21 protein-coding genes and 1 pseudogene are annotated in these 26,229 nt (G+C 65.8%); 6 read left to right on the top strand and 16 right to left on the bottom strand.

Annotation, left to right across the window (positions count from 1 at the left end):
- Positions 1–72: 72 nt before the first annotated feature.
- The 5 genes from KRR55_RS18400 to KRR55_RS18380 are packed head-to-tail and all read right to left on the bottom strand — an operon-like array spanning position 73 to position 6,505.
- Complete coding sequence (locus tag KRR55_RS18400; protein ID WP_217390771.1) at positions 73–1,572, bottom strand: rhamnulokinase; 1,500 nt, start codon at positions 1,570–1,572, stop codon at positions 73–75.
- Complete coding sequence (locus KRR55_RS18395; RefSeq protein ID WP_217390770.1) at positions 1,569–3,605, bottom strand: bifunctional aldolase/short-chain dehydrogenase; 2,037 nt, start codon at positions 3,603–3,605, stop codon at positions 1,569–1,571. Before KRR55_RS18395 ends, KRR55_RS18400 begins: the two co-directional genes overlap by 4 nt.
- A 24-nt stretch (positions 3,606–3,629) precedes the next feature.
- Entirely contained in the window at positions 3,630–4,946 is a 1,317-nt protein-coding gene (locus tag KRR55_RS18390) for an MFS transporter (RefSeq protein ID WP_217390769.1), read from the bottom strand.
- A gap of 1 nt (position 4,947) precedes the next feature.
- On the bottom strand, positions 4,948–6,120 hold the full coding sequence (gene rhaI, locus KRR55_RS18385) for an L-rhamnose isomerase (RefSeq protein ID WP_217390768.1): 1,173 nt from the start codon (positions 6,118–6,120) through the stop codon (positions 4,948–4,950).
- A 43-nt stretch (positions 6,121–6,163) separates the two neighbouring features.
- Complete coding sequence (locus tag KRR55_RS18380; RefSeq protein ID WP_217390767.1) at positions 6,164–6,505, bottom strand: L-rhamnose mutarotase; 342 nt, start codon at positions 6,503–6,505, stop codon at positions 6,164–6,166.
- A gap of 245 nt (positions 6,506–6,750) precedes the next feature.
- On the opposite strand from KRR55_RS18380, the gene KRR55_RS18375 reads away from it, so the two are divergent.
- On the top strand, positions 6,751–7,776 hold the full coding sequence (locus KRR55_RS18375) for a LacI family DNA-binding transcriptional regulator (RefSeq protein ID WP_217390766.1): 1,026 nt from the start codon (positions 6,751–6,753) through the stop codon (positions 7,774–7,776).
- 46 nt (positions 7,777–7,822) lie between these two features.
- Here the strand turns inward: KRR55_RS18375 and KRR55_RS18370 are convergent, their stop codons facing one another.
- Positions 7,823–8,413: a GNAT family N-acetyltransferase gene (locus tag KRR55_RS18370; protein WP_217390765.1), complete on the bottom strand. Its 591-nt coding sequence runs from the start codon at positions 8,411–8,413 to the stop codon at positions 7,823–7,825.
- A 178-nt stretch (positions 8,414–8,591) separates the two neighbouring features.
- On the opposite strand from KRR55_RS18370, the gene KRR55_RS18365 reads away from it, so the two are divergent.
- Complete coding sequence (locus tag KRR55_RS18365) at positions 8,592–9,290, top strand: maleylpyruvate isomerase family mycothiol-dependent enzyme (RefSeq protein ID WP_217390764.1); 699 nt, start codon at positions 8,592–8,594, stop codon at positions 9,288–9,290.
- Between the two features lie 142 nt (positions 9,291–9,432).
- On the opposite strand, the gene KRR55_RS18360 is transcribed toward KRR55_RS18365, so the two are convergent.
- The 4 genes from KRR55_RS18360 to KRR55_RS18345 are packed head-to-tail and all read right to left on the bottom strand — an operon-like array spanning position 9,433 to position 14,575.
- Complete coding sequence (locus KRR55_RS18360) at positions 9,433–10,269, bottom strand: bifunctional allantoicase/(S)-ureidoglycine aminohydrolase (protein WP_217390763.1); 837 nt, start codon at positions 10,267–10,269, stop codon at positions 9,433–9,435.
- Entirely contained in the window at positions 10,262–11,539 is a 1,278-nt protein-coding gene (locus tag KRR55_RS18355; RefSeq protein WP_217390762.1) for a DUF6986 family protein, read from the bottom strand. The genes KRR55_RS18360 and KRR55_RS18355 overlap by 8 nt, the downstream gene beginning before the upstream one ends.
- Positions 11,536–13,164: a malate synthase A gene (gene aceB, locus KRR55_RS18350; RefSeq protein WP_217390761.1), complete on the bottom strand. Its 1,629-nt coding sequence runs from the start codon at positions 13,162–13,164 to the stop codon at positions 11,536–11,538. The genes KRR55_RS18355 and aceB overlap by 4 nt, the downstream gene beginning before the upstream one ends.
- Positions 13,165–13,186: 22 nt before the next feature.
- Entirely contained in the window at positions 13,187–14,575 is a 1,389-nt protein-coding gene (locus KRR55_RS18345) for an NAD-dependent malic enzyme (protein WP_217390760.1), read from the bottom strand.
- A gap of 218 nt (positions 14,576–14,793) precedes the next feature.
- Here KRR55_RS18345 and KRR55_RS18340 point away from each other — a divergent pair, with 218 nt between their 5' ends.
- Together KRR55_RS18340 and KRR55_RS18335 are read left to right on the top strand one after the other, a co-directional pair.
- Positions 14,794–15,558, top strand: coding sequence for an IclR family transcriptional regulator (locus tag KRR55_RS18340; protein WP_217390759.1), 765 nt, complete (start codon positions 14,794–14,796; stop codon positions 15,556–15,558).
- 112 nt (positions 15,559–15,670) lie between these two features.
- Positions 15,671–16,039: pseudogene (locus KRR55_RS18335) on the top strand (helix-turn-helix domain-containing protein); the annotation flags it as partial.
- Positions 16,040–16,600: 561 nt separating this feature from the next.
- On the opposite strand, the gene KRR55_RS18330 reads toward KRR55_RS18335, so the two are convergent.
- Both KRR55_RS18330 and KRR55_RS18325 read right to left on the bottom strand, forming a co-directional pair.
- Positions 16,601–18,157 carry an AbgT family transporter gene (locus tag KRR55_RS18330; protein ID WP_217390758.1) on the bottom strand — a complete coding sequence of 519 codons (1,557 nt, stop codon included), beginning with the start codon at positions 18,155–18,157 and terminating at the stop codon, positions 16,601–16,603.
- A gap of 254 nt (positions 18,158–18,411) precedes the next feature.
- Positions 18,412–19,500, bottom strand: coding sequence for an ArsR/SmtB family transcription factor (locus KRR55_RS18325; protein ID WP_217390757.1), 1,089 nt, complete (start codon positions 19,498–19,500; stop codon positions 18,412–18,414).
- 161 nt (positions 19,501–19,661) lie between these two features.
- Here KRR55_RS18325 and KRR55_RS18320 point away from each other — a divergent pair, with 161 nt between their 5' ends.
- The gene (locus tag KRR55_RS18320; RefSeq protein ID WP_217390756.1) at positions 19,662–21,524 is read left to right on the top strand and encodes a CocE/NonD family hydrolase; all 1,863 of its coding nucleotides are present in this window, start codon (positions 19,662–19,664) and stop codon (positions 21,522–21,524) included.
- 139 nt (positions 21,525–21,663) lie between these two features.
- Here KRR55_RS18320 and KRR55_RS18315 read toward each other — a convergent pair whose 3' ends face one another.
- From KRR55_RS18315 to uraD, 4 genes are all read right to left on the bottom strand, one after another.
- Positions 21,664–23,268 carry a solute carrier family 23 protein gene (locus KRR55_RS18315; RefSeq protein ID WP_217390755.1) on the bottom strand — a complete coding sequence of 535 codons (1,605 nt, stop codon included), beginning with the start codon at positions 23,266–23,268 and terminating at the stop codon, positions 21,664–21,666.
- Positions 23,269–23,343: 75 nt separating this feature from the next.
- The gene (pucL, locus tag KRR55_RS18310; protein WP_217390754.1) at positions 23,344–24,270 is read right to left on the bottom strand and encodes a factor-independent urate hydroxylase; all 927 of its coding nucleotides are present in this window, start codon (positions 24,268–24,270) and stop codon (positions 23,344–23,346) included.
- A gap of 5 nt (positions 24,271–24,275) precedes the next feature.
- Positions 24,276–24,632 carry a hydroxyisourate hydrolase gene (gene uraH / locus KRR55_RS18305; RefSeq protein WP_217390753.1) on the bottom strand — a complete coding sequence of 119 codons (357 nt, stop codon included), beginning with the start codon at positions 24,630–24,632 and terminating at the stop codon, positions 24,276–24,278.
- A gap of 60 nt (positions 24,633–24,692) precedes the next feature.
- On the bottom strand, positions 24,693–25,199 hold the full coding sequence (gene uraD / locus KRR55_RS18300; RefSeq protein WP_217390752.1) for a 2-oxo-4-hydroxy-4-carboxy-5-ureidoimidazoline decarboxylase: 507 nt from the start codon (positions 25,197–25,199) through the stop codon (positions 24,693–24,695).
- A gap of 317 nt (positions 25,200–25,516) precedes the next feature.
- Between uraD and KRR55_RS18295 the strand changes: the two genes are divergently transcribed.
- A complete protein-coding gene (locus KRR55_RS18295) occupies positions 25,517–25,708 on the top strand; it encodes a hypothetical protein (protein ID WP_217390751.1) in 192 nt (63 codons plus the stop codon).
- Positions 25,709–26,229 lie beyond the last annotated feature (521 nt).

Genomic DNA, 26,229 nt, shown 5'->3' with positions numbered 1-26,229 from the left:
GGTTGCCGGGCCCGCCCGCCCGGGCGGTGCCCGCAACCACCTTTTCACCTGGCCCGGATTCAGGGGTCCGGACTAAACCGGGCTCTTCACTGCGCTCGGCGCGTAGCGGCGCAGTTCAACCGAGTCCCGCACCAGCGCGCGCATCCGGCCCATCGTCCATGGCTCGCCCGAGCGCGTACGCAATTGCACCAGCACGTTGCCCAACGCGGTGCATTCGACAGGTCCCGCGAAGACCGGGACGCCCGCCCGGTCGGCCGTGAGCTGGCACAAGAGTCCACTCTGGGATCCGCCGCCCAGCATGTGGATGGCATCGGGTACGAAACCGCCCTGCCCGGCCGCCGCGAAGGCCTCGGTGGCGAAGCTGGCCGCAAGGCTCTCCAGGATGATGCGCAGGATCTGCTCGCGCGATTCCGGCAAGTCGCCACCGGCCTCAAGGACGGCGGCAACGATCCGTTCGGGCAGGTTCCCCGGCGCCATGAAGCGCTCCTGGGCAGGGTCGATCAAGACGGCCGGGGCCTCCAGGGCCTCGACGGCCGGCAACAGGGACTCAAGGGTGACCCCTCCGGTGGTGCCGGCGGCGGCGGATTCGTTCCAGTACCTGATCGACTCGCTCAGCAGCCAGGTGCCCGTCACGTTCTTGAGAAGGCGGACCGTCCCGTCCAGGCCAAGCTCGTTGGTGAAGCCGGCCTGCCTGGCCTCCTCGGTGAGGGCCGGGCGCGGCAGTTCCACGCCCACCAGGCCCCAGGTGCCGCAGGAGACGTAGGCCGAGCGCGGCGAACCCAGGGGTGCGGCCGCCACGGCGCTGGCGGTGTCGTGCGAGGCAACGGCCGTGACCGACACTTCCCCGGTGGCGCCAAGCTCGTGTGCCAACTCGGGGCGCAGCATCCCGACCGTGTCCCCTGGTTCCACCAGGTCCGGCAGGAGCCCGGCCACGCCCAGGTGCCCGGCCAGTTCGGCATCCCAGGTGCCGGTGGAAATGTTGAGCAGCCCGGTGGTCGAGGCATTGGTGCGCTCGGCACGCACCGCCCCGGTCAGCAGCCAGTTCAGGTAGTCGGGCACCAACAGCAGCGTGTCGGCCGCGGCCAGGCGGCCTTCGCCGCGCTCGGCCTCGAGCTGGTAGACGGTGTTGAACGGCAGGAACTGCAGTCCGTTGCGCCCAAACAGCGCGGCGCGCGAAAACGATTGTTCCAGCTGCGCCACCGCCCGCTCGTTGCGCGGGTCGCGGTAGTGCCGCACCTGCCCCAGACGCTCGCCGTCGCGCAGCAGCGCATAGTCAACGGCCCAGGAATCAACGCCGATGGAGGCGATGTCGGGGCGTTGGGCGAAGGCCAGGGCCAGGCCGCGGCGGACTTCGGCCCACAACCCGTCCAGGTCCCAGGCCAGGGCGCCGGGCGCCGCCGCTTCCTCGAAGTCCGAGAGCGGGTGCGCCCCGTTGGCGAAGCGGTGCACCTGGGTGAGCACCACCTTCCCGTCGACCAGCTCCCCGAGCATCACCCGGCCGCTGGTCGCCCCCAGGTCGATGGCGGCCACCGGCGCAAGGGAACCGGCGGGGCGTGGTGCGTGCCGACTCATCGCAGGAATGCCGCCGCGACGCCGGAGTCAACCGGGATGTGCAGGCCGGTGGTGCGGGTGAGCTCCGGTCCGGTGAGCACGTACACGGCGTCGGCCACGTTCTCCGGGACGACCTCGCGCTTGAGGATGGTGCGGTTGGCATAAAACTGCCCCAGGTCCTGCTCCTCGACCCCGTAGGTGGCCGCGCGGTTCGCGCCCCAGCCGGAGGCGAAGATCCCGGACCCGCGGACCACCCCGTCGGGGTTGATCCCGTTCACGCGCACCCCGTGCTCGCCGAGTTCCACGGCCAGCAGGCGCACCTGGTGCGCCTGGTCGGCCTTGGTGGCGGAGTAGGCGATGTTGTTCGGGCCGGCGAAGACGGAGTTCTTGGAGGAGATGTAGATGACGTCCCCGCCCATGCCCTGTTCCACCAGTGCCTTCGCGGCGGCCTTGGAGACCAGGAAGGAACCCTTGGCCATCACGTCGTGCTGCAGATCCCAGTCGGCCTCGGTGGTTTCCAGCAGCGGCTTGGACAGCGAGAGCCCGGCGTTGTTGACCACCAGGTCGATGCCGCCGAAGGCCAGCACCGTCGCGTCGATGGCCGCCTGCACGCCCGCGGCGTCGGCGACGTTTGCGGCCACGCCGATGGCCACATCTTCATTGCCCAGCTCGGCCGCCGCCGCCTGGGCCTTGGCCAGGTCCAGGTCGGCGACCACCACGCAGGCGCCCTCGGCGGCCAGCCGGGTGGCGATGGCCTTGCCGATGCCCGAGGCCGCGCCGGTGACAAAGGCGATCCGCCCCTGGTGGGTCTTGGGCCTGGGCAGGCGGGCCAGCTTGGCTTCCTCCAGCGCCCAGTACTCGATGCGGAACTTCTCCGCGTCGTTGATCGGGGTGTAGGTGGACAGTGCCTCGGCCCCGCGCATCACGTTGATGGCGTTGAGGTAGAACTCCCCGGCCACCCGGGCGGTCTGCTTGTTCGCCCCGTAGGAGAACATGCCCACCCCGGGCACCAGCACGATCAGCGGGTCGGCCCCGCGCATCGCCGGGCTGGAGGCATCGGCATGCGCCTCGTAGTAGGCCCGGTAGTCGGCGCGGTATTCGGTGTGCAGTTCGCGCAGGCGCTCGAGCTGTGCTTCGAGCGTGGCGGTGGCCGGCAGGTCAAGGACCATCGGCTTGATCTTGGTGCGCAGGAAGTGGTCCGGGCAGGAGGTGCCCAGGGCCGCCAGGGCGGAGAGCTTTTCGCGGGACAGGAAGTCGAGCACGCGCGCATCGTCGCTGAAGTGCCCGACCATGGGCTTGTCGGCGCCGGCCAGCCCGCGGATCGTGGGGGCCAGGGCGGCCGCGCGGGCCCGGCGCTCGGACTCGCCCAAGGCCTCGAAGCCCGGCACCACGGTGCCGAAGGGCTCGGGGGCGCCGTTGGCCTCGATGTAGGCGGCGGCGGTGTCGATGATCCACAGCGAGTTCGCCTCGCATTCTTCGCTGGTCTCGGCCCAGGCGGTGATGCCGTGGCCGCCCAGGATGCAGCCGATGGCCTCCGGGTTGGCCTCCTTGATCTTCGCGATGTCCAGGCCCAGCTGGAAGCCGGGGCGGCGCCAGGGCACCCACACGACTTTGGAACCGAAGATCTTGTCGGTCAGCGCCTCTCCGTCCGCGGCGGTGGCGATGGCGATGCCCGAATCCGGGTGCAGGTGGTCCACGTGTGCCGCGTCAACCAGCCCGTGCATGGCGGTGTCGATCGACGGGGCCGCCCCGCCCTTGCCGTGCAGGCAGTAGTCGAAGGCAGCGACCATCTCGTCCTCGCGCTCCAGCCCGGGATAGACGCCGGCCAGGGCGCGCATGCGGTCCAGGCGCAGCGTGGAGAGCCCGGATTCCCTCAGCGTTCCCAGGTCCCCGCCGGAGCCCTTGACCCAGAGCAGCTCGATGGCCTCGCCGGTGACCGGGTCGCAGTCGGTGCCCTTGGCCGACGTGTTGCCCCCGGCGTAGTTGGTGTTCTTCTTGTCCGCGCCCAGTCGGTTGGAGCGGGTGATCAGCTCTTGTGCAGTCGTCGATGTCATTGTTTTCTCCAGCTTGGTGAATGTTTAGGCGTTGGCCCGGGCACGCTCGGTGCCGTAGCGCTCGGCTTCGATCTCTTCCAGGGACTTGCCCCGGGTTTCCGGTGCCCAGATGGTGCCGATGAGCAGGGCGAGCAGCAGCAGGCCGAGGATGATGAGCCCGACCTTCTCCAGGCCGATGGTGTTCAGCAGCACCGGGAAGACCAGGGACAGCAAGCCGACCATGACGCGGGCGAGCATGAACAGCACGCCCTGGGCGCTGGCGCGGTACTGGGTGGCGAAGAGCTCCGCGGCCCACAGGCCGTAGAACGCCTGCGCCCCCAGGCCCGCCGAGATGCCCCAGCCGATGGCGAAGAAGAAGAGCGAGAAGGCGCCGGGAGGCGCGAAGATCAGCACGGCCCAGGCGGCGACGCCCAGCAGCGCGCCGGCGAAGTACAGCCAGCGGCGGCTGACCCGGTCCCCGTAGCGCATGAAGCCGAAGTAGGTGGCCAGGGCCGTGAGGGTCCAGACCAGGACCTGCAGCAGGTTCTGGTGGGTGGCGCTTTCCACGCCCGCGGCGGCGTAGACGCGCGGCTGGAAGATGCCCGACTGGCCGGCGACGGTGTTCCACAGTCCGTAGACGCCGAGCAGGAACGCCAGGGCGCCGAAGTTCTTGCGGTTGCCCAGCAGCCCGCGGATGCCGGAGAAGAAGGAGACCTTCACGCCCAGGCGCACGTCTTCCTTGCGCTGGTTTTTCCAGGACCTGGATTCGGGCAGCCCGCGGCGTACCCACCAGGTGATGCCGGCGATGATGAACAGGTGGAAGAAGATCAGCCGGCTTCCGGTGACCCCCAGCGGTCCGACCAGGATGGCCAGCGCGAATCCGATGGCCGGGCCGATCGACCAGGCCAGCTGCGCGGCGCCCACGTGGGCCGCGCGGTGTTCGCTCGGTGCCTCCTCGGCAATGTAGGTCCAGGATGCGGGCACCCCGGCGCCGACGGCGATGCCCATGAGGACCACGCCGATCATCAGCGGCACGACGCCGGTGGCGAAGGTGAGCATCAGGGCGCCGAGCATGAAGACCAGCAGGTCGTAGGTGTAGATGAACTTGCGGCCCAGGCGGTCGCAGAGCGGGCCGCCGATCGCCGCCCCCAGTGCCGAGCCGAATGCGTTGGCGGACACCGCGGCGATGACGCCGACTAGTGCGTCGTCAAAGCCGAAGGCGCCCTGCCAGAGCGTGAGGCTGGTGGCCAGCGCGATGATCGCCCCGGCCTCCATGTAGTTGGACATGGCAACGGCCGCGGTGGCCTTCCAGCCGCTGATGGAGCGCGGTGCCTTGCGCGGGGCCAATGTGCCGGTTCCCATCTCAGGCACCCCATCCGGCCTGGACGCCGCCGACGCGGGCGGCCTCGATGCGCGATTGGTAGTCCGAGGCGCGGAATGCGGCCTCCGGATCCGCCGGCAGTCCGCGGGATTCGCGCCACTGCGCGAGCTCGGCGCGCACGTCGGTGTAGAACGCGTCCATGAACACCGCGTTGGCGGCCAGTACGTCGCCTGAACGCTGCGCGGCGGCCAGGGCGTCGAGGTCCACCAGCAGGGCGCGGGCCGTCATTTCCTGCACGTTGAGCACCGAGCGGATCTGGCCTTGGATCTTGTTTTCGACGTTGTGGCACTGGTCGAGCATGAACGCGATCTCGGTGTCGGCGTCAAGGCCCCCGCCGCGGATGACCTCGAACATGATCCGGAAGAGCTGGAACGGGTCGGCGGCACCCACGATCAAGTCGTCGTCCGCGTAGAAGCGCGAGTTGAAGTCGAAGGAGCCGAGCTTGCCCAGGCGCTGGAGCTGCATCACGATGAATTCGATGTTGGTGCCCGGCGCGTGGTGGCCGGTGTCCAGGCAGACCTTGGCTCGGTCCCCGAGTGCGGCGACCTGGGCGTAGGAGGTTCCCCAGTCGGGCACGTCGGTGTGGTAGAACGACGGCTCGAAGAACTTGTACTCGAGCATCAACCGCTGGTCGCCGCCCAGGCGGGCGTAGATCTGCTGCAGGGACTCGGCCAGGCGGTCCTGACGGCCGCGCATGTCTGCCTGGCCGGGGTAGTTCGAGCCCTCGGCGAGCCAGATCTTCAGGTCGCGCGAGCCGGTGGCGTCCATGACGTCGACGCATTCGAGGTGGTGGTCAACGGCCTTGCGGCGGACGGCCGGATCCTCGTGGGTCAGGGCACCGAACTTGTAGACGTCGTCCTGGAAGGTGTTTGAGTTGATGGTCCCCAGCTCGATGCCCAGGTCGTTCGCGTAGACGCGCAGGGCGCCGTAGTCATCCACCCTGTCCCACGGGATGTGCAGTGCCACGGACGGGGCCAGGCCGGTGAGCCGGTTGACCTCGGCCGCGTCGGCGATCTTTTCAAACGGATCGCGCGGGGTGCCGTCGGTGCCGTAGACCTTGAAGCGGGTTCCCGAGTTTCCGTAGGCCCAGGAGGGAACTTCAATGGCCTGGCGTTCAAGGGTGGCGAGGATCTCGGGGCTCAACGTCGTGCCCATGAGGTCTCCTTTTCGTTGGTGGGGTGGGGGGGTGTCGGTGCGCTCAGGAGTTGAGCGTCGCCAGCTGGTCTTCGAGGTGGAAAACCTCGGTCAGTCGTTCGGCGCCCTGGTCGGGGCGCCCGTCCAGGGACACAAAGAACCCGGACATCTGCGCTTCCCAGGCCGCGGTGCGCGGGTCGGCATCCAGCGCACGCTGGGCCGCCTGGTCGTCGTCGGTCTCGTAGTAGCCGACCAGGAAACCGTCGCCGCGCACGAAGAGCGAGTAGTTGCGGCGGCCCGCCTGCTCGATGGCCTGGAGCATCTGGGGCCATACCGCGGCGTGGCGTTCGATGTACTCGGTGAGCCGCTCGGGCTTCACCTGCAACTGGAAACAGACCCTCGTCATGCCGCTTCCCCCTTCGTGTGCTTGCGTGCCGATGTCACATTCGGGGCTCCGGCACCAGATTATGAATCGTTTCAATTCAATGGAACGTCCCGATACTAGACCAAGATCACAATGAATTTCAAGTGCTTTGGGCCGCCGGAACCAAATAAATTGAATCCTTTCAATAGGTGTCGTTCGGGCCCGGGCGGCGGCCCCGGGCGATATACTCGCAATGACGCATACACGGCAGGCGGAAGGGGCCCACTTTGGCAATCAGTGTCCGGGACGTGGCCCGCGAGGCCGGCGTCTCCGTGGGAACCGTCTCCAATGTGCTCAATCGCCCGGCCATGGTCTCGCCCTCCACTGTCACCCGCGTCACCGAAGTCATCGAACGCCTGGGCTTCGTGCGCAACGATGCGGCCCGGCAACTTCGCGCGGGCCGAAGCCGCAGCTTCGGCCTGGTCGTCCTCGATGCCCGCAACCCCTTTTTCATGGACGTAACCCATGGCGCGCAGCAGCGGGCCCTGGACAACGGCTACAGTGTGCTGATGGGCGCCAGCGACGACTCGGTGTCCAATGAAGGGCGACTGCTGGATCTTTTCGAGGAACAACGCGTGGCGGGGTTGCTCATTTCCCCGGTGCGCACGGACCTGAGCAGGCTGTGGCGGATTCGCGAGGCCGGGACCCCCGTGGTGCTGGTCGACCGCGGCAGCGGCGACCAGTCCTTCTCCTCGGTCTCGGTCAACGACGTCGAAGGCGGGCGCATTGCTGCCCAGCACCTGATTGATGCCTCACGGCGACGCATCGGGTTTGTCGGCGGCCCGATGGAAATCGAACAGGTGCGCCACCGCCTGGAGGGCGCCCAATCGGTGGTTGCAGCGGTGCCGGGTGCCAGCCTTGAAATCTTCGGCACGAAAGCGCTGAGCGTGTTCGAGGGCCGCGCCGCCGGGGAACGGATCGCTGCGCTGCCCGCCGCCCGCCGGCCCGAGGCCATCTTCGCCGCCAACGACCTCCTGGCCATGGGCGTGCTACAGGCACTGGTCATGAGCGGAAAGGTCAGGGTCCCGGAGGACATCGCGCTGGTCGGCTACGACGATATCGCCTTCGCGGAATCGGCGGTGGTGCCCATTACCTCGGTGCGCCAGCCGGCCGTCGAAATCGGGCGGACCGCTGTTGACGTCCTGCTGCGCGAGGCCGAAGCCGGGCCCGACGCGGTGCGCGAGCAGTTCGTGTTCACCCCCAAATTGGTGCAGCGCGCATCAACCGGCGCGGGCCTGCCGGCCCGCCCCTAGCCACGCGCCGCGGTTCCGCAGGCGCCGGGTTTGTTCCTGCGGCTTCCTAGCCGCGGGAGACCAGCCATGCCAGCACGTCGCCATCCAGCTCACGGTCCGCAAGGATGAGCCGGGAAACCGACCCGTCACCGACTGCTGCAGCGGTCTTCGGCGACGGAGGTCCTTCCCAACGGAGTTGGAGCCCGGCCTTCTGCGCCACCTTGACCGATGCGGGGTTGGTGGAAAGCACCCGGGCGATCACCGGCACCGATTCCCTGGCGGCGTGGGCGCGTTCCACCGCGTACCGGGCAAGTTCGGTGGCGAATCCGTGTCCCCAGCAGGCAGGGTCCAGCCGGTAGCCAAGGTTCCAGACGTGTTTGCCGGCGACCGCCGCAAACAGGTGCACTCCCCCGGTGCCCAGTACCCGGCCGGGCTCCAGGGGCGGGTACGCGCCGGCCTCCCCCAGCCGCACGACCCAGTGCGAGAGGCCGTGCTCCCGCCAGCCGGCGCCAAACGTTTCCAGCGAGGCCTCGGTCTGCCGCGGATCCGTGACCCGTTCCCCGGGGATGTGCGCCCAGGTCCGCGGATCGCCGGAGATCGCGTAGACCTCCTCCAGGTCCCCGGGCACCGGTGGATCGAGCCGTAGTCGTTGCGTCATCTGCCGGTCCGGGATCATCCCACCAAACTACCGCCCGGGCGGCAAAAAGCCGGGAATGGCGACTCCGGGCCCCGGCGGGTCCGGCACCGCGCCACGCGCCTGCATATGAGTCAATACCGGTTCGATATGTATTGGATTCCGGGCCCATCCCCGGCCCGCACATTGGTAGGGTGTCTGCATGATCAACACTGCCCGCCTGCACTCGGACCTTTCCCGACTCGGCCGCGAAACCAACATGATGCTGGCCACGATCGACACCCTGTCCGCCGACGAAATGTCCGCGCCGTCCCTGTGCGAGGGGTGGAGCCGGGCCGATGTCATCGCCCACCTGGCCTCCAACGGCCGCTCGCTGGTCAAGCTCATCGACTGGGCCGCCACCGGGGAAGAGCAGCAGCTCTATGCCTCGCCCGAGGCCCGCAACGAGGAGATCGCCGCGCTGGCGGCCCTGCCGCGCGAGGAACTGGTCGGGAAATTCCGCAGCGCCGCGGAGTACTTCGCCGAGCAGGCCGAGCGCCTGGCCGGGGAGCTCGCGGTCCAGGAAGTGGACCTGCACGGCAAGGTCATCCCCGCCACCTCCATCGTGGCCCTGCGCATCGCCGAGGTCGTCGTGCACCACCACGACCTGGACACCGCCTGGACCATCGAGGAGGCCGACCCGGACTCGCAGCTCAACGCCGTGGAGGCGGCGGTGCGCACCATGCGGGCCAAGGACGCCCCGGGCATGACCCTGGTGACCGAGGAAGGCGACGAGTGGGTCATCGGCGACGGCGCCCTGCAGGTCAAGTCGGACCGCGAGGGCCTGATCGAGTGGCTCGCGCGCGGCCAGGCACGCTACATTGAAGCCAGCGGACCCCTGCCGGTGCTCCCGGCCTGGTAGGAAACGCATCTCTCCGGCACCACCCCTTTCCCAACGGGCGCCGGCCGAGACGGGGGCAGGGTTTCCCCCTCCCCCAAACACCGTCGGGCCCCTCGAACGCATCGCGTTCGAGGGGCCCGACGGGGTTAAGCGGAGTGCCGCGTTACAAGGCGATCTGGCGGTTCTGGTCCTTGTAGAGCAGGTAGCGGAAGTTCGACGGTCCGCCGGCGTAACAAGCCTGCGGGCAGAAGGCGCGCAGCGACATGTAGTCCCCCGCCTCGACCTCGACCCAGTCGGCGTTCAACCGGTAGACGGCCTTGCCCTCCAGCACGTACAGTCCGTGCTCCATCACGTGGGTCTCGGCGAACGGGATCGAGGCGCCGGGCTCGAAGGTCACGATGTTCACGCCGAAGTCGAACGCCACGTCCTGCGGGTCAAGCATGCGCGTGGTGCGCCACTTGCCCTCGGTCTCGGGCATCGCTCCGGGCTCGATGTCGCGCTCGTTGCCGACGACCGGACCCGGGGCGGCGACGCCCGCCAGGACCTCGTAGCGCTTGCGGATCCAATGGAAGGTTGCCACCTCGACGCCGTTGTTGTGGGCCTGCCACTGTGTGCCGGCCGGGACGTAGGCAAAGCCGCCCTCCTCCAGGGTGTGCGCGGCGCCGTCGATGGTCACGGTCAGCCGGCCGGAGACCACGAAGACGAAGGACTGGACCTCGGCCTGCGGCTCCGGGTGATCCGAGCCGCCGCCCGGGGAGACCTCCACGATGGACTGGGCGAAGGTGGTCGAGCCGCCGGCGACCGGGCGGTTCAGCACCCAGGCGCGGGTGCCGGTCCACTCCGGGAAGACCGAGGTGACGATGTCGCGCAGCACCCCGCGCGGGATGACCGTGTACGCCTCGGTGACGATGGCGCGGTCGGTCAACAGGTCGGTCTGCGGCGGGTGCCCGCCGTAGTTCGTGTAGTAGCTTGCATCCGCACGAGTCTGGATCTTAGACATTCGAGTCCTCCGTCTGTGTTGCTCGCGCCAGGGCGATTGATTCAAGGGTGGATAGGGAAATCTCGGCCTCCGCGGCGATCTCCTCGGCCGTCAGTGCGCCGCAGACCAGGCCGCGGCGGATGAAGTTGGCCAGCGCCTTGGCGGTTGCCGGTTCGTCCATGATGGCCGACTCGATGCGGTGCACGTAGTTGCGCAGGCGTGCCGCCGCGGCGGCAAAGCCCTCGCGGTAGAACGCGTAGGTCGCCAGGTAGCGGGTGGGCAGCTGGTTTTCGTGCAGGTCCCAGCCCTGGTAGATCCCGCGCTCCAGGTGGCGGCGCACCAGACGGGCATGCAGCGCCCAGGCGGCCTGGACCTGTTCCGGGTCGCCCAGGGGCAGGATGTTGGTCGAGCCGTCGGACATGTGCACGCCGGTGCCGGCGATGGCCACCTGCATGACGTTCTTGGCGTAGTCGGCGGCCGGATGCTCCATGGACTGGTAGGCAGCCGCGATGCCCAGCGAGGCCGAGTAGTCGTAGGTGCCGTAGTGCAGCGAGGAAATCCGCCCCTTGCCCGCGTGCAGCAGCGTAGCCGACGGGACGGTGCCCTCGTGCGAGAGGATCAGCTGCGGGGTTTCCATCTGGACCTCGAAGCGCAGGCGCCCGGCGGGCAGCGAGTGCGCCGCCTCCAGCTGCTCGCAGACGAAGACCATGGCCCGGACCTGGGCGACGGTGGTGACCTTCGGCAGGGTCAGCACCAGCCCTTCGGGCAATTCGCCGGCGCTGGCCAGCGTGGAGACGAACAAATCCAGCGTGCGCAGCCCGCGGGCCCGGGTGGGTGCCTCGAGGCACTTGAAGCGGATGCCGATGAACGGCGGGGCGAGACCTGCGGCCACGGCCTTGGCTACCTGTTCGGCCGCCGCCACGGCCGCGGCGTCCTCGGCCTCGTCGCCGCGGTTGCCGTATCCGTCCTCGAAGTCCAGGCGCAGGTCCTCGATGGGCTCGCGGCCCAGCTTCGCTGCGACCAGCGCGGCAAGTTCCTCCGGCTGCGCCAGTCCCAGCTTTTCGGCCAAGGCGGCCAGGCCCGCCACGCCGCCGGCGGCCTCAAGGGCAGCGGCGCCCCAGGCCGCGGGCAGCCCGGGGGTGAAGCGGTCGGCCGGGACATAGGCGGTGTGGATCGGCTGGCGCCGTCCGTCGTCGCCCGGGTAGTTCTGCTCCAGCAACTCGTCGGTGGCGGCCAGATCGCTTTCGATGCGTGCCAGTGCGGCCGCGCCCAGCGCGCCTAGCCGACTCATTTTGCCACCAGCTCGGTGCTTAGCAGGCGGTAGGCAGGCAGCGTGAGGAAGTCCTCGAAGTCCTCGTCGCGCCCGGAGACCAGGCGGCCGATGAGGTCTGCCGCGGGGGCGTAGTACGCGGCGAAGGCTTCCTCGTCGTTGACCTCGCCGCGCAGCTTCTCGACCTGGACCTCGAGTGCCTTGGCGACGAGCTCGGCGGTGATGGTGTTGCCGGTGTCGGCGGCGACGACCTTATTGCGGATCTGCTGCCAGATCTGCGACCGGGAGATCTCGGCGGTTGCCGCGTCCTCCATGAGGTTGTGGATGGCCACGGCCCCGTTGCCCGAGAGCCAGACCGCGGTGTAGGCGACGGCCACGTAAAGGTTGGTGTTGACCCCGGCCTCGGTGACCGAGCCCGGTGCCGAGGCGACGTCGAGCAGTGCCTCGGCGGTGACGGCGACCTCGGGGCGCTGGCGGTCGATCTGGTTGGGCTTCGCGCCGAGCACGGAGTCGAAGACCTCCACGCAGATCGGGACCAGGTCCGGGTGCGCCACCCAGGAGCCGTCGAAGCCGTCGTTGGCCTCGCGGGTCTTGTCGGCCCGGACCTTCTCGAACGCGGCTGCGGTGACCTCCGGTTCGCGGCGGTTCGGGATGACGGCGGCCATGCCGCCCATCGCAAAGGCGCCGCGCTTGTGGCAGGTCTGCACCAGCAGTTCGGTGTAGGCGCGCATCATCGGCGCCGTCATGGCCACGTCGGCGCGGTCGGGCATGACGAACTTTTCGCCGGCCTCGCGGAAGTACTTGATGATGGAGAAGAGGTAGTCCCAGCGACCGGCATTCAGGCCCGAGGCGTAGTCGCGCAGCTCGTAGAGCATCTCGTCCATCTGGAACGCGGCCGGGATGGTTTCGATGAGCATGGTGGCGCGGATGGTGCCGTGTTCGATGCCCAGTTCCGCCTCGGCGAAGGCGAACACCTCGTTCCACAGTCGGGACTCGAGGTAGGACTCCATCTTGGGCAGGTAGTAGAACGGGCCCTGGCCCGACTCTGCCAACACCTTGGCGTTGTGGAAGAAATGCAGGCCGAAGTCGACCAGCGCTCCGATTGCCGGTGCGCCGTTGATGAGCACGTTGGCCTCCGGCAGGTGCCAGCCGCGCGGGCGGACCACGACGGTGGCCAGCGGTGCGTCGGTGCGCAGCGCGTAGGACTTGCCGTTGCCCGCGTCCTCGAAGGACAGCGTGCCGGCGGCCGCCTCGGTGAGGTTCACCAGCGCGTCGATGACGTTGTGCCAGGTCGGGGTCGAGGCATCCTCGAGGTCCGCAAGCCAGACCTTGGCACCGGAGTTCAGCGCGTTGATGGCCATCTTGGCCGGGGAAGCCGGGCCGGTGATTTCCACGCGTCGGTCCTGCAGGGCGGCCGGCGCCGGGGCGACCTTCCAGTCGCCGGCGCGGACCTGCGCGGTGGCCGGGTCGAAGTCCATGGTGCCGGTCTTGGCGACCTCGGCACGGGCCCTGGTGCGTGCCTCAAGCAGCTCCTCGCGGGTTCCGGTGAACTTCTCGTGCAACTTCAAGACGAAGGCCAGCGCCTCGGCGGAGAGGATCTCATCGGCCTTGGCAACGGACGGGGTGTGGGTCAGTGTGATGCTCATCGTGGTGGACCAGACTTTCTTGCTACTTGTTCTTCGCTGCCGCGGAGGAGACGGCCTCGGCAACGTCTGCGGCCACGTGCGGGTCGAAGACGGAGGGAATGATGAAACCTGGGTTGAGTTCATCTTGGCTTACCCGGGCGGAAATGGCATCGGCTGCAGCCAACAACATTTCGTCGGTGATGTCTGAAACGCGTGCGTCGAGCAGTCCGCGAAAGAAGCCCGGGAAGGCCAACACGTTGTTGATCTGGTTCGGGAAGTCGGAACGGCCCGTGGCGACCACGGCGGCGTGGCGGCCGGCGGCGGCCGGGTCGACCTCCGGGTCGGGGTTGGCCATGGCGAAGACGATGGCGTTCTCGTTCATGGCCTCGATGTCCGCCTCGTCCAGGACGTTGGGGGCGGAGACGCCGATGAAGACGTCGGCGCCAACCATGGCTTCCTTGAGCGTTCCGGTGAACTGCTCCGGGTTGGTGTTGTCGGCCAGCCACTGGCGGTGCGGGTCGGCGGAGACATCGGTGCGGCTGATGGCGCCGTTGCGGCCGGCGGCGATGATGTTCTTGGCGCCGCGGGCGGCCAGGAGCTGGATGATGGCGTTGCCCGCTGCGCCGACGCCGGAGACGACGATGCGGACCTTGTCGATCTGCTTGCCGACCACCAACAGCGCGTTGGTCAACGCGGCGAGGGTGACGATGGCGGTGCCGTGCTGGTCGTCGTGGAAGACCGGGATGTCGAGTTCCTCGCGCAGGCGGGCCTCGATCTCGAAGCAGCGCGGTGCGGCGATGTCCTCGAGGTTCACGCCGCCGTAGACCGGGGCGAGCGCCTTGACGATCATGATGATCTCCTCGGTGTCCTGGGTGTCCAGGCAGACCGGCCAGGCATCGACGTTGGCGAACTGCTTGAACAGCGCGGCCTTGCCTTCCATGACCGGAAGCGCGGCGGCCGGGCCGATGTTGCCCAGGCCCAGGACGGCGGAGCCGTCGGTGACCACGGCAATGGTGTTGCGCTTGATGGTGAGGTTGCGGGCGTCCTCGGGGTTCTCGGCAATGGCCATGCACACGCGGGCCACCCCGGGGGTGTAGGCGCGGGAGAGGTCGTCGCGGTTGCGCAGGGCCACCTTCGGGACGACCTCGAGCTTGCCGCCCAGGTGCATGAGGAAGGTGCGATCCGAGACGTTGCGGACGTTCACGCCGTCCAGCGCATCGAGGGCGTCGCGGACGGACTGGCCGTGTGCGGCGTCGGTGGTGTTGCAGCTGACGTCGACGACCATGTGGTCATGGCCGGATTCGGCCACGTCAAGTGCCGTGATCGACCCTCCGGCGCGGCCCACGGCCGCGGCCAGTTCGCTGGTTGCAGTGATCGAGACGGGCGTTTGGACACGCAGCGTCAGTGAATATCCCGGGCTAGGTACAGCCATATCGTCCTCCTGAAAAAAGTTTCCGTATAGTGGATACTATTATCTGCGGAGTGAAATTACAAGCACTTATGTGGAGTGGGTCACGGGAATTTTGCACCAAAGTTTCGGATCGTGGAAGAACAGGCCAGGGTTCCGGTAGTGTTGCATCACAAGACTTGACCGTTTGCGGGACCTTTTGACGGTCCCGCCCGCGCACCAGCAGACCCAGGAGCATCGCCGTGGCTGAAGTAAAGACGACATCGGGCGTCCAATCCGTCGAGCGCGCCTTCGAGCTCCTTGAACTCATTGGCCGGGCCGGCGGGGAGGCGGCCCTGAGTGAACTTGCCATGGACACCCCGCTTCCGCTTCCCACCATCCACAGGCTGCTGCGCACCCTGGTCGGCATTGGATACGTCCGCCAGCTGAACAACCGCCGCTACGCGCTGGGACCGCGGCTGATCCGCCTGGGCGAGGTCGCCAACCGCCAGCTGGGGGCCCTGTCCACGCCCATCCTGCAGAACCTGGTGAACGAGCTGGGCGAATCCGCCAGCATCGCGGTGCTCGACGGCGACATGGTCACCTACATTTCCCAGGCCCAGTCGCCGCACGCGATGCGCATGATCACCGAGGTCGGACGTCGCTCCTCGCTGCACGGCACGAGCGTGGGCAAGGCCATTTTGGCGGTGCTGGATAACGACCGGGTCCAGCGGCTGGTCAACCAGGCCGGCATGCCCGCCCACACGCCCAAGACCATCACAACCATGCACCAGCTCTTCGACGAACTCGAACTGGTGCGCTCCCGCGGTTATGCCATCGACGAGGAAGAGCAGGAACTGGGAGTGCGTTGCCTGGGCATGTCGGTCCCGGGCGCGCCGACGCCGATGGCCATCTCCGTCTCCGGGCCCGTCACCCGCGTGACTGACGAGTTCACCTCCCGGGCGATTCCGCACCTTCGTGCAGCCACGGCCCAGCTTTCCGCGGCACTGGCCGTCACGACGGGCTAGGTGTATTGACCACGGTCGTTGGGGACTTGCGGCGTGGCTGAATGACAAAAAGAAGACCTCCAAGTGAAGTGGTGTTTGCGACAACGTTCACGACATCCCGGAGGTCTTCTTCATGTCCCATGATAATGCCATCCTCGCGCCCAAGGGCCGCCTGCTGCCGGCCCGGTGCATCGTGGAGGACCGCTGGCCGCTGCGCCGGGCGGCCGAGCGGTTCCAGGTCTCCGTCACCACCGCCGCCCGCTGGGCCTCCCGCTACCGCGAGCACGGCGAGGACGGGATGCAGGACCGCTCCAGCCGACCCGCCCGGTCCCCGCGGCGCACCCGCGTGCGCACCGAACGGCGGATCATCGGGCTGCGGGTGAACCGGCGCTGGGGCCCCGCCAGGATCGGCTACCTGCTGGGCCTGCACCCCTCCACCGTCCACAAGGTCCTCTCCCGGTACGGGATGCCCCGGCTCGCCTGGCAGGACTGGGTCACCGGGCCGACCAGCTCGTGGGCTTCCCTAAGCCTGGTAACCGGAGCCCACCAGCTGGGGCTACCACCTGCAAATGGGGACGCCGCGTGGAACCGAAACACTCCCCGTGGAGGACTGCCAGAGGGCAGCTTCTATGTAGCCCACTCCTGCCAGTGACGTCTGGCTAGTCATGATGGAGTGTTCTTTGGCATCACCCGCCAAGGCCTCCGGAGCCAAGATCGTCGTTTTGCTGCCGACCGCGGGGCTCCACGAAACAGTGCATTGCATAGCTCACAACGGTGGGGAGTCCGTTCCCGTGGACCAAGTCATCCAAGTTCCCGCCGGGGAGGTCGGCCCCTTGGGCCCCAAGGAACGTCGAGAAGGCAGCGACGATCGCTGTCGGGCCGGGATCCATGGGCGGATCCTCCGGGGAAAGTGGGGCGCTGGAAGTCCGCGATCGGTGGAATGGTCCTTGCGGCCACGCCAGTTCCGACCCGGAAAGTGGGCCCAGCAACTGATGATCCCTTTGGTTTCATCCCTTGAACCTGCCCCCGGCATCGAGCCGCAGGCGGCCGGTTGTCGCCCGCGCTACCGCACCGGGGCACCGGGACCGAGCGGAATGCCCAGCGCCCACCAGGCGAGGAACAAACCGAGCCACACCACGAACATGATCAACGCACACGGCAACGTGAAGGAGATCAGCGTGCCTATGCCCGCCTTCTTGTTCAGCGTTTGGAGGTAGCCCACACAGAGAACGAAGCTGGTGCTCATCGGGGTGATGGAATTGGTGCACGAATCGGCGATGCGGTAGAGCGCCATAGTGGTGGCAGGATTCGTCCCGAGCAGCATCATCATCGGGACGATGACCGGTGCAACGAGCGCCCACAGGGCCTGACCGGAAGTGATCATCAGGTTAAGGACCGCGATGCAGACCACAACAATCAAGAAGAGGCCAACGCTGTTGATCCCCAGGCCTTGAATGGCATCGGAACCGACCACGGCCACTACGGTGCTGATTTTCGTGAACTTGAACAACGCCAAAAACTGGGAGACGGCAAAGAACAGGACGATCAGCGGCGCAATCGAACGAACGCCGTCGGCCATAAAGCGAGGGATGTCTGAGGCGGAGTCCAGTTGCCGGGAACCAGAGGCGAAAGCCGTGCCCAGAACCAGAAAGAACATCGACAGGAAGAATGCTATGCCGTCCAGAAACGGCGATTCCAGGAACTCCCCGCCCGCTCCACGCAGCGGTGATCCCGCAGGAATGATGGCCGCGGCCAGCAGCGCGAGGAAGGCCACCGCGGAGAGTCCCGTGACGCGCAGTCCACGGCGTTCCTGCTCGTCGGAGAGCAGGGCGCTGGGGGCCATGGCGGACATTGCCGCCGTGTCGGCCTGCTCGGTGTCGACCACCAGGGTGTGCTCACGCTTCTTCAGGATCAGCTCGGTGACCAGGGTGACCGTAATCGCCAACACTATGGCTGAGACCGTCGTGAAGTACATGTTGTCCGTGGCTCGAACGGTGACACTCGGATCGATGAGGTGGGCGGCCTCGGTGGCTACCTTTGCAAAGACCACATCGCCGGGGGCGATCAGTGGATTGGCATCTCCGGCTGCATTGATCGAGACGAAGGCTACGATCATGCCCAGCATCGGAGAGCGGCCTACGGCTTTAAAAGCCACCGCGCCCAGCGGAATCAACACCACGTAGGCGGAGTCGGAGAGGAACTTGGAAAGCGCGCCGCCCAGAGCAACGGCAAATACGACGGAACGCGGCGACACATTGCTTAGCGCACGTCGGGCAATTACTTCAAAGAGTCCGGACCTGTCCGCCACTGCAACGCCCAGCATGACGATCAGCACCGTCCCCAGCGGCCCAAACGTGACGAAGGATTCCTCCGCGCCGGTCAGCAGGGAGCGAATGGCCTCGACGCTCAACGCATTGTTGACCCCGACAGTCTCTCCGGTCGCGGGATCCGTGACGCGCACCCCTGCGCTCGACAATATCCAGCTGGCGACGGCAAGCACGCCGAAGAGAATCCAGAACAGCCAGAACGGATGCGGCAGTGCATTGCCTGCCCTTTCCACGCTGGCGAGCAAACGGAGCCCGAGCGATTCGCTCCGGCCTCCGATTTTGGTGATGGTCATGGATCCTCCAGTAGTGCGGTAACCCTGAGCCGCGGATTGCCCAGTAGCGTGGGAATCGAAAACCCCACCCGTGATTTGTATTACAAGCACCGCGGTGCTGGGAGATGATTATCCAATTTTCGACAATCGTTCCGGAAGTTGCGGCAAGGATTTGGAAACTGTCCTGCGAGATGCATATGGACGGGTCCATGAATGCACACCAATGATGCCCACCATTCGCCGACGTCGGGAAGGTGCCGCCCTGTAGGCGGAAGTCATCTGGTCAGTGTGGCCAGCAGGTCCGGACCCATCCTGAGCACCGTTGCCGTGTCGATGCGGTGGTAAACCAGCTTCCCGTTGCGGTCCGAGACCACGAGTCCGGCTTCGCGCAGCACCCGCAGGGATCGGGATATCTGTGCCGCAGGCTGACCAAGCCGGACGGCAAGTTCGGAGGTCGTCATGGGTTCGGCCGAAATGTGCCGGAACAGTTCCATCCGGGAATCGGCGCTGAGCGCGCTGAGCCTGCCACGCATCTGATGGATCTGCAGGAGGTCCTCCTGCCGTGTCTGCGCTGGAAAATGGACAATGACCGGGTATCCGGCATTGTCCTTAACCGTGAGATGGTTTCCGATCCAACGTGAAGGGACGAGCAGCAGCTCGCGTTCGGCCATCTTGACCCTGCGCTGTTGGAGCTTGTCGAAGCGAACCTCGGACGCTCCGCGAAAGGCCTTGGCGGTGACACTGAGTGACGCGATCGTCGCAATGGGGTCGGTTTGATTCAGCTTGCCCGCGAGTTGGGCCGCTGCGCGGCCGACGGAGAGGGCGAGATCGTCCCACTCCATCTTGAAGAACGAATTCCAACAATCCAGGCAGAATTCGATGATCCTTTGCCTGAACTGCTCCGGGTCATTCAGAAGTTGTTCGGCCAGCTCGAATCGTCCCAAAGATCGAGATCGGCACGTATCCAGGAACTCGCGACGGACTTTTTCATCCTGCAGCAGCTGCTGGGCTGCGGGGAGGTCCTTGCTGAAACCGCGAATGGCTTCGGCCGCCATGGAGACGAAAGCCTCAAGCGGTAGGGCGGCCATGCCAGCGAGTTCCAGGTCAAGATTCTGCTTTGGTTCGGTGGACACCGGAAAGAAGAATCGTGCGCGGAACCGAGCCCACAGGGGCGAGAGAGCGTTGAACTCGGCGATCAGCCGATCGTCCAGCTTTCGCGCGATGGCCTGAACTTTGGCGGACGATTCGAAGTGATGGTCAGGTTCCGCCAAGACGTGGAGAACCGCCATCAGTTCGGACAGGGGGGAGACCGATACGCGCAGGTTGTTGATGTCGAATCCTGCAAATTGAAGTGCAATGGCCATGAGACCTCCTCTGCCATGCCGGCCTTGTTACGAACAGTTGGCTCAATTTCGCCAACTGTCGCGCGGATCGCCGGTTCACTGGCTAACTTCATGATGTAGGGCTCCGCCGGCGCAACCTAAAAGTAACACCGGGAAGTGAAAATCAAGGAATGAGATCACAGTTGACCAGATATATCGACGACAGATCCTTGCTGTCTGAGGACGCCGGCCATCCGCAGGAATTCATGGTTGAGATGGGTGATGGATGCCGGCTTGCCACCGATGTATATCTAGGTGACGCCGGCGAAAAACCCCGGCCCGTACTGTTGGAGCGCACACCCTATGGGAAGCGTTCAACCCGGGATTCGGATCAGTCCAGGCATGACCAACCAATACCGCTGCCGCAAGAAATAGCTGCTTTTTTCGTCGACCGCGGCTACATCGTGATTCGTCAGGACTGCCGCGGCCGAGGCAGCTCCGAAGGTGAGTTCGTCAAATACCTCAACGAGGGACAGGACGGGGCGGATACGATCTCCTGGATCACGGCGCAGCCTTGGTGCGACGGGCGTGTTCTGATGATTGGGGTTTCCTACTCGGCCCATGTGCAAACTGCCGCAGCGGCTTTGGCACCCACCGGACTAGCTGCCATGTTCATGGACTCGGGCGGATTCTCCTCGGCCTATGAAGTGGGCATGCGCATGGGCGGAGCCTTCGAACTCAAGCAGGCCACGTGGGCCTTCCGCCATGCGGCGCGAAGTCCGGAAGCGACGGTCGATCCCGTGATTGCTTCGGGACTGACCGCGCTGAACGTGGCGGACTGGTTCCACCAGACACCATGGCGGCGGGGCAGTTCACCGCTGAGCCTGGCCCCCGCTTACGAGGGCTATTTGCTGGAGCAGTGGGCCCATGAGAACTTTGACGACTACTGGGCACAGCCTGCAATCTATGCCCGCGGTTCCTACGACAAGTTCCCCGATGTGCCTAGTTTCCACATCTCCAGCTGGTACGACCCTTACATTTCTTCAGCCATTGAGAATTTTCAGCAGCTGGGAGACCGCAAGTCCAGTCCGGCCTACCTGCTCCTGGGACCCTGGACCCACGGGAAACGCTGCCTGAGCTACGCGGGCGATGTCGACTTTGGCCCTGCCTCATATTTTGACGGCAATCTCGCGCCGTCTTACCTGGATTTTAGGGCTGATTGGATGGATGAGGTGCTGGGACGCAGCACCACTACCGTGCAACGGACCGCTGTCACCTATTTCCTGATGGGTGGCGGCAGCGGAAAAGCCACCCAACAGGGCCGGCTTGATCATGGCGGCCGATGGGAACGCGCGGCCTCGTGGCCCCCGGAAAACGCGCAAAGGGTCACCCTGTACTGCTCGCCAGACGGGGGACTGATCCCCGAACCGGTTTCACAAGATGCCTCTATCACCTACGCCTTTGACCCGAGCCACCCGGTTCCGACCATCGGAGGGCAGGTCACCAGCGGCGAACCAGTCATGCGCGGCGGGGCTTACGACCAGGTGCCCAGCGACGAAATCTTCGGAGCAAGCCGACCGCACTTGCCACTGAGCGCCAGGCCCGATGTGTTGGTGTTCCGCACCGATCCCCTGCGGGAACAAGTGAGCATCGCGGGTGGGGTGACGGCCGAGATCTTCCTCTCGTCCTCGGCCAGCGACACGGACCTGACCATCAAGTTGATCGACGAGTACCCGCCGAGTCTTGACTTCCCCCAGGGTTTTGCCATGAATCTCACCGAGGGAATCATGCGCGTGCGTTACCGCGAGTCCTACACCGAACCTGAACTACTGGAGCCCGACCAGATTTACCGCATTACGGTCGAGGCTCCGGCGACGGCAAATCTCTTTGCCGTCGGGCACCGGATCCGGCTTGATGTTTCGTCGAGCAACTTTCCGCGCTTTGATGTGAACTCAAATACCGGTGGGGTGGTTGCCGCCGACAGGATCAAGATCGTGGCCGAAAACACCGTGCACATGTCGGATGCCCATCCGACGTCGCTTTCACTAGACGTGTTATCCGACTAGGTCCATTGCCTCGCGGGTGGGCAGAACCGGTAATGGAAGCGATGTGGACAACCCGAAAATGCGCGTCCGCACGGACCCAGGGAACCGGGTCGACTGTGGTTCCTGGATCCGTGCCAGTGGGCGCACGGGCCAGAGTCGCTCAGTGAAGCTGCGGGGGCTTCCCGGATCGCACGAACTCGGACTCGTCCGGGCACCGGACGCCGGCCGCCTCGCATTTCTTGCGGTACTCCTCGACGATGCCCTTGAATTCATCGTCGTCCACGACGGGGATTTCCTCGCCGTCGGCGGCGATGAGCTTGCCGGACTTGAACCGGTCCCCATCCAGCAGCCCGCGGACTTCCTCCGCCTTGACGATGCGCGGGACCTGGTCGGCAATGAGCATGCGCGGCGGGGCCGCGGCATAGGCCGAACCGTGACGCTTCGGGGTGCCGATCTTCAGCTCGTTGAACAACAGGTTCAGTGCCACGGCCATGACCGCGGCCGAGCTGATGCCCGAGTGGAAGATGGTCGCGAACCAGGTTGGAAACGCGTCGTAGAAATCGGTCTTGACGATCGGCAGCGCACCGAAGGCGATGGAGGTGGCGACGATGATCATGTTCAGGTTGTTGTCGTACTTCACGCTCGCCAGGGTGCGGATTCCCGATGCCGCAACGGTGCCGAAGAGCACGATCCCGGCCCCGCCCAGGACTGGGGTGGGGATCGCGGCGACCACGCGGCCGAGCACCGGGAGCAGACCGAGGACTACCAGGATGCCGCCGCCGGCCGTGACCACGAAGCGGGACTTCACCCCCGTGATGGCCACCAGCCCGACGTTCTGCGCAAACGCGCTCTGGGTGAAGGTGTTGAAGACCGGAGCCAGGATGCTGGAAGCCATGTCGGCGCGCAGGCCGTCGGCGATGCGCCGCGAATCGACGCGGGTCTTGGCGATCTCCCCCACCGCGAGGATGTCGGCGGTGGTTTCGGTGAGGATCACGATGACGACAATCGTCATCGAGACGATGGCGCCGATCTCGAACACCGGCCACCCGAAGGCGAAGGGCTGCGGGAAGGCGAAGATGGCGCCGTGGCCCACGGCCGAGAAGTCCGCCACACCGAGGAACACCGCGATGATGGTGCCGATGACCATGGCCAGCAGGATCGACAGGCGCGAGATCGCCGCATTGCCGACCTTGGAGAGCAGCAGCACGATGGCCATCGTCATTCCGGCGAGCCCGATGTTGGCCAGCGAACCGTAGCCATCGGCCTTGGCGTTTCCGCCCATGGCCCAGTTAGCGGCCACCGGGGTGAGTGAGAGCCCGATCATGGTGATCACGACGCCGGTCACCACGGGCGGGAAGAACCGCACGATCTTCGCGAAGAACGGGGCCACCAGGAAGCCGATCACCGATGCGGCGAGGACGGCGCCCAAGACCGATTGGATGCCGCCGTCGCCGTTGACGATGGCCACCATGGTGGACACCGAGGCGAAGGAGGTGCCTTGGACCAGGGGCAGCTGGGCACCGAAGAACGGAACGCCGACTGTTTGCAGGATCGTGGCCAGGCCGCCGACAAAGAGGCAGCTGGCAACCAGCACGCCGATTTGTTCCGGGGATAGTCCGGCCGCCCCTCCAATGATCAACGGCGGGGCGATGATGCCGCCGTACATGGTCAGTACGTGCTGGAGCCCGTAGGCAATGGTTTTGCCCAGCGGCAACCGCTCGTCCTCTGGACGGTGTGTAGAACGTTTGGCTTGCGCGGCCTTCATATCTGACTCCTTGATGGGTTGCGACGCATCGGGGGTGCACGCGTTGCACCGCGCGCACCCCCGAGACCTCATCGGCTAGCAGAATCCGGGTGTGTTTTCCCAGATCGGATGGGCTGCGGAGGCACCCTCGCGGGTGATCGCGGCCTCGATCAGGCCGTACGGGCGATCCGCCGCAAAGAAGACCTCATTGGGGTTGTCCTGGCCAAACGGAGACAGGTCGACCAGGAAGTGGTGCTTGTTGGGCAGCGAGAACCTGATTTCCTCGATTTCCGGATGCGCCTCCAGGACTGCCTCGCCCATGTCGAACATGGTCTGCTGCAACGCGAAGGAATGCTTGGCGGCGAAGCCCGCCAGCAGCAGTTCCCGCACCGAGGCGTAGACGGCGTTGAAGTCCAGTCCCCCGTTGGCAACCGCGGTCGAGTTGTAGCGCCAGCGGCTGCTGACGTCGGTGGCCAGGATCCGGTCGCCGGTTTCCTGCAGCGTGGTGTAGCGGTCAACGGGGAAGTTGCGGAATTCGCTGGCGGTGGACTTGAGAACGGTCAGGTCCTTGATCCCGGCGAGCACCGAGGCCTCGCCGTCCTTGATTTCCAGAACCGCGGTGCGCACTTCGGACTTGTTCCGGGAGAATGCGTGGTCGTGGTCCTGGATGCGGTCCCAGAAGTATTGCTCGGCGGCCCAGCGACCGCCGGTGACCCAGTCGAATTCCGTGGTGAAGTGCGCACCGAGCCGCAGCAGGAACGCCTCCGGCGAGCCAACGCCGTCCCGGGCAAAGCCGTAGACCGTGTTTTTCTGTGTATCGGTTGGGACAACGTGCCGGTTGTCCCCGTCGATGTGCGCGGCGAGGAAGTCGCCGTGAAGCTGCGAGGTCACGTTCAGGTCCTCGATCTCGTGACGGTCGGTGTCCCGCGTGATCTTCACCAGCCGGACTTCTGCCTTGCCGTATTGGTTGGCGCCAAGCACGATCTTGGTGCCGGTCCGGCTTGCGGATGCAAAGGTGTTCATGTTTTCTAGCTCCCTCGGTACGTGGAATATGCAAACGGGCTGAGAAGAAGAGGTACGTGGTAGTGAGCTGAGGTGTCGTCGACGACGAAATCAATGTTTACCGCGGGAAAAAAGGTTTCCGTATCCGTCTTTCCGAAGTAGTCACCGGTGCCGAATGCGATTCGGTGGTGACCGGCTTCAACCTTTGTCGGACCGAGCGACTCGATGCGTCCGTCGGCATCGGTGACTCCTGATCCGATTTCTTGCCATCCGGATGCCGTCTTGGCTTCCAGCGTGGCCTTGACACCGGAGGCAGGCCTCCCGGTCCCGGTGTCGAGTACATGGGTGGTGATGTGGCTTCTCGCAGCTTGGGTGGCGCTCATCGAGGACTCCTTTGGATTCGTTGAGGGGAAAGAAAAACCTGGATGCATGTGGGCGCCCGCTTAGCGCGCGGGGGCACGATCGAAGGCCGCGGCCAGGCGCAGGAGCGCGATGACGCGCAACTGTTCTCCTACTTCCGCCAGTTCGACCTCGGGGTCGTTGTCCAGTCGGCGGCGCAGTTCAGCGAGGATTTCTGCGCTGCTTCGGCCGGAGGCACGGATGAGAAAGACGCGGGAGAACCGCTCTTCGTACGCGCGGTTCCCGGACACGAGCGCGGCGGTCAACTGTTCGTCGAGGTTAAGGCCCGATTGTTCGCTGCGGCTGAGCGCGGCCTCCGCCGAGGAACCGGCCGCACGCTCCCCGATACGGGGATGGTGGGCGAGTGCGGCGTCGATTTCCGCTTCGGTGAAGGGCGCGGCGGCCGCTTGGGCACAGGCCAGGAGCTCGTCAACGGAAGCGAAGGGGCGGGTGCCGAGAACCGCCTCAACCCAGCGGTCGATATCGACACATGGCCGCAGCAAGGCGGCGGCGTCATTCGGGTCGAGTGCGTTGAAACGGGAAATATCCATCGGGTGATCAGCTCTTTCAATCCTGCTTGGTTGCCTGCACCATCCAGGGCTGAACACCCTTACCACCGGTTTGGAACCGGCTTCGACTCGATGTTTCTGGATGGTGGAACTCTGCTTTCACACCATGTAACTCGGGTCACACCCCTCCCGTCAAGGGCTCTGGCGAATCTTTTCCGCCTACGGGACGCGGCGGGCAGGCGTGTGAAGTAAATTACATCAAACCCTTGCCATTCCCCCGATCCGCGTACATACTTAATTTCACTAACCAAAATTTAGATTTCATATCTTGGAATCTTTGCTGTTTCGAGGAGGACCGCATGAACACCACCCAGCCCATCGCCGGAGCATCCAGCGAGAAAAATCCGCGCGTAGTTCCGGAAACCTCCTCGGCACTCAGCACCGGAATGTTCCACCCCATTGGCGGGCTAGATCCCGACATGAGCCGCGGCCCGCGGAACCCCAAGCCACGCGCAGGGCTCTGGTCGCGTTTGCGCGCAGCTCGGGTCTAGTCACCGGACGCACAGCCCGAGGGGCCTTGATTCCCTCAGATTCCGCTCCGGCTACGGGAATCTGCTTAGGAAGAACACGACCACAGCAGGGATTTCATTTATTGTTCCCTCATGTAGGGAGTTGCGCAGTAGCAAATCGTGTTGCGCTTGGGCCGGTTTCAATGGCTGTGTCCCTTCCGGCACGGCCAGTCACTAATTTCCCCCAATGCAAGTGCCCTCAAGTATGTTTATCGACGCCAAAATCGCAGGCATGCCTCGACAACGGGGTGGGAAAGCATTGCGGAACTCGAGGTTCGACCGCATGGACGCCCGGCAGGTTATATCCGCCGCGCCGCGCTGCCCCGGCGTGGACCTGCGGGTCGGATGGCTTGCCGGTGCCCAGCCTGCTGAGACCGCGATAGCCGGACGGGGAACTGGATCCAATCCACACGGAGGGCTGAGGCTACGTGGGCAACATTCCTAGTGCAGCACTACGCCGCATCACCGTAACCCGTGGGTCCTCGCTCCACTGGATTCCAGGG

It is taken from the genome of Paeniglutamicibacter quisquiliarum (genome assembly GCF_019084045.1).
Lineage (GTDB): Bacteria > Actinomycetota > Actinomycetes > Actinomycetales > Micrococcaceae > Paeniglutamicibacter > Paeniglutamicibacter quisquiliarum.
The sequence above is the reverse complement of the archived record's forward strand: the minus strand, read 5'-3'. Positions and strand labels throughout refer to the sequence as shown.